General features: G+C 46.8%; 14 protein-coding genes. 10 read left to right on the top strand and 4 right to left on the bottom strand.

What is annotated here, in order from left to right; genetic code table 11:
• Nucleotides 1-430: 430 nt before the first annotated feature.
• Entirely contained in the window at nt 431-982 is a 552-nt protein-coding gene (locus B5G04_RS10505; RefSeq protein ID WP_022039535.1) for a 30S ribosomal protein S16, read from the bottom strand.
• A gap of 252 nt (nt 983-1,234) precedes the next feature.
• Between B5G04_RS10505 and B5G04_RS10500 the strand changes: the two genes are divergently transcribed.
• The 9 genes from B5G04_RS10500 to B5G04_RS10460 all read left to right on the top strand — a co-directional run bounded on the left by B5G04_RS10500 (nt 1,235) and on the right by B5G04_RS10460 (nt 7,708).
• On the top strand, nt 1,235-2,212 hold the full coding sequence (locus tag B5G04_RS10500) for a TolC family protein (protein WP_087397078.1): 978 nt from the start codon (nt 1,235-1,237) through the stop codon (nt 2,210-2,212).
• A 208-nt stretch (nt 2,213-2,420) separates the two neighbouring features.
• Nucleotides 2,421-3,377 carry a hypothetical protein gene (locus B5G04_RS10495; RefSeq protein WP_087397076.1) on the top strand — a complete coding sequence of 319 codons (957 nt, stop codon included), beginning with the start codon at nt 2,421-2,423 and terminating at the stop codon, nt 3,375-3,377.
• 59 nt (nt 3,378-3,436) lie between these two features.
• Nucleotides 3,437-4,477, top strand: coding sequence for an IS630 family transposase (locus B5G04_RS10490; protein ID WP_087213269.1), 1,041 nt, complete (start codon nt 3,437-3,439; stop codon nt 4,475-4,477).
• Nucleotides 4,478-4,778: 301 nt separating this feature from the next.
• Nucleotides 4,779-5,510, top strand: a complete 732-nt coding sequence (locus tag B5G04_RS10485) for a DUF6261 family protein (protein WP_087397074.1) — start codon at nt 4,779-4,781, stop codon at nt 5,508-5,510.
• A 246-nt stretch (nt 5,511-5,756) separates the two neighbouring features.
• A complete protein-coding gene (locus B5G04_RS10480; RefSeq protein ID WP_087397073.1) occupies nt 5,757-5,981 on the top strand; it encodes a DUF3791 domain-containing protein in 225 nt (74 codons plus the stop codon).
• Complete coding sequence (locus B5G04_RS10475) at nt 5,978-6,451, top strand: DUF3990 domain-containing protein (protein WP_087397071.1); 474 nt, start codon at nt 5,978-5,980, stop codon at nt 6,449-6,451. The genes B5G04_RS10480 and B5G04_RS10475 overlap by 4 nt, the downstream gene beginning before the upstream one ends.
• On the top strand, nt 6,448-6,669 hold the full coding sequence (locus tag B5G04_RS10470) for a hypothetical protein (protein ID WP_087397069.1): 222 nt from the start codon (nt 6,448-6,450) through the stop codon (nt 6,667-6,669). Before B5G04_RS10475 ends, B5G04_RS10470 begins: the two co-directional genes overlap by 4 nt.
• 29 nt (nt 6,670-6,698) lie before the next feature.
• A complete protein-coding gene (locus tag B5G04_RS10465; protein WP_143270456.1) occupies nt 6,699-7,160 on the top strand; it encodes a DUF2867 domain-containing protein in 462 nt (153 codons plus the stop codon).
• 131 nt (nt 7,161-7,291) lie between these two features.
• Nucleotides 7,292-7,708, top strand: coding sequence for an EamA family transporter (locus tag B5G04_RS10460; protein ID WP_087249731.1), 417 nt, complete (start codon nt 7,292-7,294; stop codon nt 7,706-7,708).
• A 7-nt stretch (nt 7,709-7,715) separates the two neighbouring features.
• Here B5G04_RS10460 and B5G04_RS10455 read toward each other — a convergent pair whose 3' ends face one another.
• Nucleotides 7,716-8,432, bottom strand: a complete 717-nt coding sequence (locus B5G04_RS10455; RefSeq protein ID WP_087397065.1) for a DUF169 domain-containing protein — start codon at nt 8,430-8,432, stop codon at nt 7,716-7,718.
• Between the two features lie 318 nt (nt 8,433-8,750).
• Here B5G04_RS10455 and B5G04_RS10445 point away from each other — a divergent pair, with 318 nt between their 5' ends.
• Nucleotides 8,751-9,215: an ATP-binding protein gene (locus B5G04_RS10445; RefSeq protein WP_087397063.1), complete on the top strand. Its 465-nt coding sequence runs from the start codon at nt 8,751-8,753 to the stop codon at nt 9,213-9,215.
• Nucleotides 9,216-9,393: 178 nt separating this feature from the next.
• On the opposite strand, the gene B5G04_RS10440 is transcribed toward B5G04_RS10445, so the two are convergent.
• Together B5G04_RS10440 and B5G04_RS10435 are read right to left on the bottom strand one after the other, a co-directional pair.
• Nucleotides 9,394-10,749: a S41 family peptidase gene (locus B5G04_RS10440; RefSeq protein WP_087212701.1), complete on the bottom strand. Its 1,356-nt coding sequence runs from the start codon at nt 10,747-10,749 to the stop codon at nt 9,394-9,396.
• Nucleotides 10,750-10,760: 11 nt separating this feature from the next.
• Nucleotides 10,761-11,630, bottom strand: coding sequence for a hypothetical protein (locus B5G04_RS10435; protein WP_022039526.1), 870 nt, complete (start codon nt 11,628-11,630; stop codon nt 10,761-10,763).
• Nucleotides 11,631-11,645 lie beyond the last annotated feature (15 nt).

Raw genomic sequence — 11,645 nt, 5'->3', positions numbered from 1 at the left:
ATCGCCCAAAGCACACACGAAAACAGATACATCAAGCCAAGAAAAACTTTTTGGAGAAATTCAAAACAGCTTCTAAGTGTAGTAAACAAAATTGGTTAGCGAAACTGTTATTATCTTCTTGCTTCAACGCAGATAGCTTCGTTTGGTAAGATTAATAATCTTCCGCTTGTAAGATTAATAATCTTGCAGCCTGAAGATTATTAATCTTACAGCGGATGAGCCTATCTGCGTTTACCGTTGCACCTATATCCGTGGTTCAACTGAAACATAATAACTCTTTCGGCGTGGATAAGTTGGTGCATCCGGGCGTATGCGATACGCCCCTACATTGGCTGTTTGTGGACATCCATTAAAAAAATAAAGAATGGCAAGAAGTATTGCCATTCTTTATTTTGCGACAGCCTCGCTTTTATTACGTCAAAAAGCGAATTTATGCTTCAGCCGGAGCTTCGGTAGCAGGTGCTTCTTCAGCCGGAGTTTCTTCTGCGGTAGCAGCTTCAGCTTCTGCCTTAGCGGCAGCTTCAGCAGCTTTCTTTTCAGCTACTTTCTTAGCAATTTCTTCATTGATTTTCTTTTCTGCTTCCAGACGTTCTTTAACGGCTGCTTGTTTGGTTTCTTCTGCTTTAGCCTTTATTGCGGCCAAATTAGCTTGTTTGTTTTCTTTCCAAGCGCTGAAGCGAGCCTGTGCTGTAGCTTCATCGAATGCGCCTTTTGCAACACCACCCTGCAAGTGTTTCATCATATAAACACCTTCGCGAGACAAGATGTTACGTACAGTGTCTGTAGGTTGTGCACCTACTTTTACCCAATACAATGCACGGTCGAAATTCAAATCTACTGTGGCAGGATTGGTATTGGGGTTGTATGTACCAACTTTTTCAATAAATCTACCATCACGTGGTGCTCTTGAGTCTGCAATAACAATTGAATAAAACGCATATCCTTTGCGTCCGTTTCTTTGCAATCTGATTTTTGTTGCCATCTTTAAATATAAAGTTTAGTAAATAATAAAATGATTTGAATTATACTAATAACTCGTATTAGCGGCTGCAAAGGTAATGCTTTTTATTTGATTGGCAAAGCATTGGTTCAGATTTTAAAAAACTGTTGTGAATTTCTTCAAAAAGTTTTCATGCCTTGATGCATTTGTCTTCACTATTCTTGGGGATTTGCCGGATGTCTTCAAGATTCCTACAACATCCGTATCTATTTTTGCCGGAAAAACGGTATCAATATGATTCGGATATGTTTTATTTTAGTCTTTTCCTTTTGTATCCTTACGGCAGGAGGGCAGCAAATGTCTCATGATTTGTCTTATTATGCAGAAGCTGCACGGAATTACAGCCCCTTGCTCCACGATTACCGCCACCAACTGCAAATCGAGCAGGCGGAACTCAGGCGGCTAAAGGCGCTGTACACCCGTTCACGGCTGGAGCTGAACGGGGATTACCTGTTCGTACCCGTCCTGACCAAAGACGGGGGACAAACCTCTTTCCGATGGAACGCACAGGATGCCACGGATTATTACGGCTACGACTTGGGCGAGAGCAGCGGGCACCTGCATGCCGGAGCCACGTGGACACAACCGCTCTTGGGACATTCGTCTTACAAAGTGGCACAAGAGCAATCCTGCATCAATATGGATATGGCCCGCAACCACATCCGCCTGGAAGAGAACCAACTGGAACGCGCGGTGACGGAACAGTACCGGCTGGACAGCCTGAACACGGCGGCATCGCTGCGCTCTTTCAACTTGCAGTACAAGCCGCGGCTGGACCTGTTTGTGGACGGAGGCATGCAGACGGGCAGTTTCTCGCAATGGTACAGGCATTTCGGCTGGAGCGCAGGACTGACATTTACGTGGACGCTCTTCGACGGCAGGCAAAAGCGTTGGAAGGAGCGTCAGGCGGAATTACAGCAGCAAAGCATACGCATCTACCGGGATCATGCCGAATACCAACGCAGCATGAGGCTTCGCCAATGCCTGTCGGAGTTGGAGAAATATGACCGGAGGGAAAAGGCTCTGACGGAGCAACTCGCCGGATATGAGCGTGTCCTGTCCGATTACGCGCGGGAGGTGGAGGCCGGGCAGGTGTCCGTGCTGGATTACCTGACCGTGCTCCGCAATAAGATACAGACGGAACGGGATGCCCTGCTGATGCGTACGAACCGGCAGCTTGTCATTGCCGCCTACAATTACTGGAACCACTAAACACAACTTGGATATGAAAGCAACTCTTTCGATTCATCAACTCTACGCCAAGCCCATCCTCTTCGTGGCGGGTCTGCCCCTGCTGCTGGTAGTGCTTCCGGCGCTGATGCGGAGGATTTACCGGTGAATGGTGGGGCTTTGTGTTTGCTCCTTTCCTTACTTTTCGTTATCTTCGCCACCCGAAAACTAACATTTAACAGAAAATGAAATGAAGAAAAAGACAAAACGTAATTTGATTATCGCAGCGATAGTGATAGTCTTGATTGCTGCCGGAGCCGCTTGGTTTGCTTATCCTTTCATCCGTTATAGTTCGCATACGCTTGCATACCGTTCAGCCCTGCCGGAAAACGCGTGCTATCAATATCCGATTCAGTACAGCAAAGAGGGTTGGTTTCTGATTGATTGTACCCTCAACGGCACGCACAAAGTTCCGCTCCGTATCGACACGCAAGCGACAAGCCTTATGCGTGAAGATTCCATCCAAGCCTATGGCGGTGAATACTGGGGGAACCTACCGATTAAAAGCACCAATGCGTATCAAGAGAAAAATTCTCCGGAATTGTACACATTCACTTCTATCTCTTTTGGTGAGGCAAGCATCCAAGAACCGATGTTCAACGGCATTCGCAAAGATAACGTGATATATGATGTGATAGATGAAGGCGTGTTCGGAACGGAAATGTTGGCTATTGGCACGTGGAAATTCGACACGGAAGCGGGCACGATGACGCTTTTCCATTCCAATAACAAAGACCTGCTGGCAAAGGAGACCGCAGGAATGACCTATCTCCCTCAAGGATTGCGCGAGGATTCCATTCCGGTTTATATGAATGGATTGAATGAAGAAGTACGCTTTACGCTCGATTTGGGTTATACAGGAGTATTGGAGATAAACAACGCACTTGCAGACCGGCTGAAAACGCACTTTCCTTACGAAGAAAAAATCAAACAGCACGGAGGGAAATTGACCGATACGCTCACTGTTTTCAAGATTCCCGTCACGGTTGCCGGAACACGGGTTGATTCTTGTGAGGTAGTGAACAGTCGCGTGGTGGATGCCAACTATATAGGAGCCGAATTTATGCACCGTTGCAATTTCGTTCTGTATTATTCTCTCAATGAGCATGGCAAGCCGAACAAAGACCTCTATCTGAAAGTGAGATAAATTATAGTCAAAAGTAAGTGAAATGCGAATAATTCGTTTAAAAGTTGTATCTTTACGGCATGGAAATGCAGTTGTCGACATCAGAAATAGAAAATTTACGTAAACTTCAACGGAATCTAGCCGGAAGTTCCGACTATGCCCGTGTGACTTGCATTCTGATGTTGGGCATGGGCAATTCTCCTTCCTTCGTGGCTTCATGCCTTGGAATAGACGTTTCCACCGTATACCGTTACCGTTCCGCTTATTTGCACGGCGGTGCCGATGAACTTCTGGAAAACCGCCACAAAGGTTATTGGGGGCTTCTTGACAGCAGACAGTTGTCCGCCTTGCGCAAGGAACTTCGTGAGCATATCTATACGGATGCCAAGAGTGTGGCAGAGTGGATAAAGTCCACATTCGGCGTGGAGTACACGCCCCAGGGGGTTGTAGACCTGCTGAACCGCATTGGTTTCACCTATAAGAAGACATCGGAAGTCCCTTGCGAGGCTGATGCCTCCAAGCAGGCAGCCTTTGTCGGAGAACTTTCCGAAATCCTTTCCGGTATGCCGGAAGATGCCGTGGTTTATTATGCCGACGGTGTTCATCCGACCCACAACAGCCGTTCCACTTATGCGTGGATAGAGAAAGGCGAAAAGTTGGAACAACCGACCGTCAGCGGTCGTGACAGGGTGAACATCAACGGGTTGCTTAACGCGCATGACGTGACGGACGTGATAGCCCATGATTGCGAAAGCGTCAATGCCGAATCCACAAAAGAAGTTTATCAGGCGGCCTTGGACAGGCATCCGGAGGCCCCGTTCATCTATATCATTTCCGACAATGCCCGTTATTATCACAACAAAAAGCTCAAGGAATGGGTGGACGGGACAAAAATCAGGCAGATATTCCTGCCGCCCTACTCGCCGAACCTCAATCTGATTGAGAGGCTTTGGAAATTCCTCCGCAAGAAGGTCATCAATACCGGTTTCTACAGGACAAAAGAGAAATTCAGGCAGGCCGTTAAGGATTTCTTCGACAATATCGGAAACTATAAAGAAGAGTTGGAGTCACTTCTGACTCTTAAATTCCGTTTGTCTAATTCGCAAACCATTTCTTTTTGACTATATTTCAGTCGACAAAGCCGCTCCGCCCCGATAACCGCCGTCGACCCGGTCGACAGCATCAATCCGTCAGGAAAAGCCCTGTCGATTCAATCGACAACGCCAATCGGCGCGGAGAAGCATCGTCGATTCAGTCGACGGCACAAATCGGGACGGAGAAACCCTGTCGACTGAGTCGACGGCACAAATCCTATAGGATTGGCACTGCCGACTGGTTTTCCGCATATAATTTGCCCCGACGAAGGAAAAAGACTATATTTGTCAACGTAAAATTTTCGTATCATCCTTAAAATTGAAGCGTATGAAACAATTATCAGCATTGAATATTGCCCGTCTCCGCACCGAAGAATCGTTCGGTTATCTGAAACAAGTTGAAACGGAAACGGCGAACCTGCCGGGCGAGGAACCGGCTGCCGCCCTTACCGCTGCAATAACCACCTTTACAACCAATGTAGACGCTTTCGACGATGCGCTGAAAGCATCTGCCACCAATCCTGCCACCGCCACGGCGACCGCAGCAGACGATGCACGCGATGCCGCGTGGCGTGGCGCGAACAACTACGTGGCAGCCATGTGCGCCTATCCCGATGCCGACCTCCGTGCCATCGCGGAACAATGCAAGGCGGTGTTCGACAAATACGGCGATCCCACGAAGCTGGCGCAAACCGAGGAAAGCGGCGTGCTGCACAACCTCCTGCAAGACCTTGAGGCACTGCCCATCGCTGAAATCAACTTTTCTGTCTGGGTGGAAGACCTGAAATATAAAGAAGAACAATTCCTTGCCGCAGCCGCCGAGCGCACGGAAGCCGATGCAGCCCGTCAGGTGGGCATCGTGAAGGAGACCCGCACTGCCGCCGAAGCTGCCTACCGCTCGCTGGTTGATACGGTGAACGCCCTGGCGATGATAAACGGTGATGCGGAATACGCTACGTTTATCGACCATGTGAACGCGATGATTGAGCGTCAGAAAGCCATCTCGAAAGCGCGTGCCACTCGTGCGAAGAAGGAGGACGAGAAGCCGGGCGAACTTTGATGACGGACGATAATCTGAAAGTTCTAAAAGCCTCTGCCGGGAGCGGAAACCGACAGAGGCTTTTCTTCGCCACGTGACGACGGTATCGGTGGTTCTTCTGTTTGTTTGAGGTCTCATTCTGGTGCTGATGCGGGGGATATATAGGTAAAAACAACCATTATCAATTATAAATGCAGTGTCTGCTTGCTTGATTCTTGCGCAAATTCATTACTTTTGTGCTGATTGAATCATTTAAGTAAAAGGAAAATGAAAGATGACATCAAAGACAAAGTGGAATGGACGGTTATATTCGTGCTGGAGTTCGGGCGCAAATATGGGTTGACAATGAAACAGGCATTCAATTATCTGAGTCGCTTCAAAGGGATTGAGTTCATCGACCGTCATTACGGGTACGCTCATACGCAGTCGTTTGCCTCAATGGTGGACGACGTTGCAGAATATTGCCATCGCCGTGGAGGGGCGTTACTATGAAGCTCTATCACGGAACCAACCGGGACTTCGACCGCGTGGACTTGTCGAAATCCAAGCCAAACAAAGATTTCGGGTGCGGTTTTTATCTGTCTGCCGATTACGAGCAGGCGTGGAATATGGCTCAAGTCAAAGTGGAACAGTTGGAAACGGGAACCCCTATCGTACAGACCTACGAAATAGATGATGCCGCATGGAAAGACTTGCGCATACTCCGCTTTGAGAACTATTCGGAAGAATGGGCAAAGTTTATTCTATTGAACCGTAACAACCCTGTCCGATTGCCTGCACACGACTACGACGTGGTGATTGGCCCTATTGCCAACGACCGGGTAGGCGTGCAGCTATGGAAATATGAGAATCGTTTCATTGACTTGCCCACACTGGTGCGCAATCTGCAATATATGAAAGGAATAACGATACAATATTTTTTCGGCACGGAACGTGCCATCAAATCATTACGACGAATATGAACGAAAAGACAGAAATGATGGCCGACATGGTGAAGAATCTTGCCGTGTTGTTGCTGGAACAGAATAACGAGCTGAGCATGGAGCAGGCATTATCCCAGGTATTCAATTCGGATACTTATCAGAAGATAACAGATGAACGTACACGACTCTATTTCCAAAGTCCGCGGTATGTCTTTTCCTTTTTAGAAGACGAACTAAAGAATGGGAAACTCTCTTGAACTCCATAATTCTACAAACATTTAAGAATATGGATAAACTGATTGACAAATACCGTCCTGCGAATTACGAAGATTGTTTCCGCCAAACATTGATTGGAAAAGAGCGGATGAAGCCAAGAGACTTGTTCGATCTTATATTTGTTCAATATCCGAAGCCTGCACAATATTTATTGAAATTCAGGGACATGTTAGTGAAGCCATTAGGGCTTAAAACTGGAGGCGGGTTTGCGGATATGATAATTGAAGAAAATGAAACAGGGCTGGTTATCGGTAAACGAGACAAGCATCTTGACTTTTATGTTGTGTTGGAATGTGAATCCCCGTCAGGAAATGCGCAGAATATCAGCATTGCGACATTGGTCAATTATAATAACGGCTTAGGCAGGATATATTTCTTTGCCATACGTCTTTTTCATATCCTCATCGTTAAGAATTTAGTTAAAAGGGCAGTGAGGATATGGAGCAATGAAACGAAAATATACGGATATTAGGGAATTCCGAACCCTATACAATGGGATTTGTTACAGGCTTTCCTTCTTTCTTCAAAATTCCTACAAAATCCGCTCCTACCTTTGCGCAGATACAATAACTTTGCAACCGATTTAAAAACAGGAAAGCGATTATGTGGAAATACTATGCACTGCTGTCCGCCCTCTTTGCCGCGCTGACCGCCATCTTCGCCAAGGTGGGCGTGAAGGACATCAATTCGGACTTGGCTACGGCTATCCGCACCACCGTCATCCTGCTGCTGACGTGGGGCATCGTGCTCTTCGGACAGCACGTGGGCGAGATAAGGGAGATACCGCGTCATGCCTGGCTCTTCCTCGTGCTGAGCGGGGTGGCGACGGGGCTGTCGTGGCTTTTCTACTTCAAGGCGTTGCAGACGGGCGACGTGTCGCGCGTGGCGCCGATAGACAAGCTGAGCGTCGTCATCACCATCTGCCTGTCGTTCCTGTTTCTGAAGGAACCGGTCAGCCTGCGGGTGGTGGCGGGCGCGCTGCTGATTACGGGCGGAAGTATCATCATGTTAATCAAGTAAGCGCAGGTCAGATGCTGTTGGTTATCCGTTCTTTTACCTTACTCCATGCATTCGTATGGAAGAGGCAACAACGGTCCATTGTCTGATACATCTCTTTAAAACGGCTTGCCGGAATCACAAAACTCAGCACATTGCTTTCTACATAAGGGCGCACGGAAGGGTCGAGCAGACCTATAAACGTACGACGGCCGCCTGTTCTGTTTTCTTTTACGGCTTGGGCTACAACTGATGAACAGCCTGAGCCGAAAATGCAGGAGACAGCATCATCGGCGTTATTGTCGAAGAATGCCCAAGTTGCCAGTCCTGACAGCATGTCGGGAGTAGCAAAAAACAAAATCCCTTCCATGGGTTCAAAACTCTCTACGCAGTCAATCCGTATGAAATTGAGATACTTTTTAGCAGCCGGCCGTATATCAAGCCGTTCAATGCACGTTATCACATCTTCCGGAGAAGCCTTGTAGCGTTCTTTATGTGACACAAAGCCGGGCACATGCTCAGGCATCGGCGCAAAGGCGGTATAGAGCTTGCCTCCGCCACAACCGATGGTTTCGGCATTCAGGCTAAGCCCTTTCCCTTTTCTCGCGGCATCCATTCCCTTAAAGAGACAACCGTTTATCTTATCTGTATCTGCCACTGGTTCGTTATCATAATAGAACAGAAGCGGAAGTTCCGCCGTTTCACCAAAAGCCTGGCGGTATTTGCTGATGAATGTCTGAGTATCCATATCTTTTTCAGTATAAGTAGTTTTGTGGGTAAATATAGTGAAAAATTCGATTCTTCTTCAATATATCTTCAAATTTCCTTATTACCTTTGCTTCCATGTTTATTCATCAAACGCAATGAAACTGCTGATAATCGAAGACGAAAGGGAACTGTCGGCCCTTCATCGGTAACGTGGGCAAGGCGGTGTCGAAGGCAGGGATGGCAGAGTATCCCAGCGGCGACATGGCGGATATGCTGGACAATCACGACTTCGTCTACACGCACATCAAGAACCTGAAGGCAAAGCTGGCGGAGGCGGGCGTAAGGGATTGCGTCAAGAATGTGTATCGCGGTGTTGCTGCTTGCCAAGATAGACAACCGCCAGTACGAACAGATGGAAACCATCAGTTTGGGCGATTTTTTCGACAGACTGCTGCCTTCATTGGAATGCCTTATGGGAAACATCGTTCTCCGCAAAGATTTCCAGACTTCGCTGATGATACGTGCCAACCGCACCCTTCTGGAAAGTCTCGTGAATAATCTTGTGGTGAATGCTGTCCGCCATAACCGTCCGAATGGGGACATCACTCTTGTTCTGACCGGCAGGCAGCTTATCGTATCGAACACTTCCGATGAGCCGGAATTGGACGCCCGGCAGGTATTCAATCGCTTCTACCGCCCGTCAGAAAAAACAAAAGGTAATGGATTAGGACTGGCGATAGTGAAAGCGGTTTGCGAATACCATGGATGGAAAGTGAACTACTGGTATGAAAATAACAGGCATTGTTTTGCGGTGAATTTTTAGTTCCTATGTTTGTAAAATGTGCTAGCAAAATAGCATAAAGCCAAGAGAAACTGTTTTGAATTTCTCCAAAAAGTTTTTCTTGTCTTGATGTGTTCGTTTCGTGTGTGCTTTGGGCGATTTATTTGGCAAAGCCTGTCCTATTGCGTTTTCATGAGAACATGCTGATAAATGTCAACATTCATTTTATTGACATTTGGCTTCGCTTTGGCTTGTGGTCTATAGGGTTATAAATAATTTTGCTTCCTGTTGAACGGGTACTTTCTTCTGTTCCAGTCGAGGGAAACGTGCCGTGTTCCAAATGATAAAATACCGGAGCCAAAATACTGTCGGCTGGTGTGCCGAACTCTCCTAAATTGGCAGTTAAGTCTTCAGATGAAACATAATCAGGTTGCAGCCCATCAGTATAATAATCGTAAAAGTTTTCCGAGTTAGCTGTATATGAGGTGGTTAACCAGAATTCCAGTTGTGGGTAAGCTTCATTGGTAAACAAGCTCTGTGCCACATTTTTTCCAAAGGTGGCAGCACCTACTTGTAATAGCTTATCACCTAAATATGGGCGCAAGGTATTGATAACAATTTCGGATGCCGAGGCTGTATTAGAGGTGGTGATGACGTACAGGTGGTCATAATTCAGATTGGTTACCCCTTGCAGCAGACTGGCATCAAAAGTATAGGTCTGTGTCTGAGGATCAGTCTTGTCATTAAATACCATTGTAAGCCACGGTTGTCCCATTGCACCTTGTGGGGCAAGGATGGTACTAAGCAATTGGGCGGTGGATACATAGCCACCCGGATTGTAGCGAAGGTCGAGGATGATGTCGGATGGTGACTGGGCGGCAGCTTCGTTGAAGGCTGCTTTCAGTGATTCTTCGTCGTCCGTTTCAAATCCATTGTAGAGGATATAAAAAGCTTTTTTGCTTCCAGCGGTTATGGTCTTATAGGTAAATACGCTGGGTTGTTCGATGATTCGGGGAGCAGGCATGTCAACGTAGGATGTATCCGGCTGTCCATCTACTTCTGTAGCTACCCGGTAGCGGCAGGAGCTGCTGGGACGCTGGAAGAAAGATTCGAAGTTACTTGTATTCAAAGCCCGGTCGTTCACGCTTACCACCCAGTCGTTGCGTTTCAGTCCCACTTCAGAAGCTGGAGAATCAGGATACACATATAATATATGTACTACATAGTCACCGTTGGTATTGCGTATCAATGAGCCTTCCAATCCGAAAGTGGGGTAAGCACTTTGTACACGTGAAACATTTACCGAATCAATGTGGGAAAACACGCTTCCATTTTTCTGGTCCTGTGAAGAAACAACCGACTGGAGAAATGTTTCGGGCTTATCGAAGAAGTTCAGTCCTTCTTCGGTGGGAAGGTCTTCGTAAAACAGGTAATGTTGTTGCATGGTTTCGTACATCCACGTTTTTGGTCCGATAAGGGCATAATATTCCCCCGAGCGGTCTTGTCCGCACGATGCAAGGAATAAGGCAGATGCAAGCATGCATAGCGCATGGATGTGGAATAGGCTTCTTTTCATGATGCAGGCTTTTATTTCATGGTAAACGAGTTTTGTCCGATCATATTGCCATCGGCAAAGATATAGACCGTATAGGTACCTGCAGGAAGGTATTCTTCCACGTCCCAATAGACGGTAACGCTTTGTTCTTCTCCGGTATATTCAATATACTTTTTAATGGAGTAAGTAATTTCACGGTCTTCGTAGGCAAAGGTGGTATTGCCTTTCGAGAGGATGTCATTGTCGGGCTTGGCAATGCGGATGTAGATTGTTTTGTTGCCCGTTTCGGCAGTGATGTTCTTTACGATGGTGAACGAGATAGCAATTTTTTTCACGTCTTTTACCTTTCGTGCTTTCTTGCCACGTTTATTCATCGGTAGTGCAGAGATGTTGGTGGCATCCAGTTGGGCTGCTAGCGATACCTTTTCGTTCAGGTTTTTCTTTTCTTGCGAGAGGGTATTGATTTGCGCTGTGGCAGCTGAGTATTTGCTTTTCACTTCCTGATTTTCTTCCATCAGTGCAGCGTTGAGCCGGTTGAGCGAGTCAATTTGGATCACGTAGGTACGTAGCACGGCACGTACGGTTTTCAATTCTTTCTTCAACCGCAATATTTCAGCAGCATTGGTTGTCTTCACCTGCCGCAGTTCTTCCAATAACCGTTGGGTCTTCAACTTTTCACTTTCCAGTTTTTCACGAAGCGAATCGTTGTTGATCTGCACCTGAAGTTCATCGTATTGTGTAGCAAACGCGCTATATTCATTTTCCATTTCTTGTTTTTCTACGGCAAACACTTCGGCCATTTCCTTATTTTTCCGGTATTCGTTCACGGCAAGGAAAGAAACGCCTGCAACAATGACAATCAATAGAATAATCGCTCCAACTAATTTTTTATTTTTTTCCATAGACTCTTGAGTTTG

The organism is Bacteroides sp. An51A, assembly GCF_002161565.1.
Taxonomy (GTDB): Bacteria; Bacteroidota; Bacteroidia; order Bacteroidales; family Bacteroidaceae; genus Phocaeicola; species Phocaeicola intestinalis.
The sequence above is the reverse complement of the archived record's forward strand: the minus strand, read 5'-3'. Positions and strand labels throughout refer to the sequence as shown.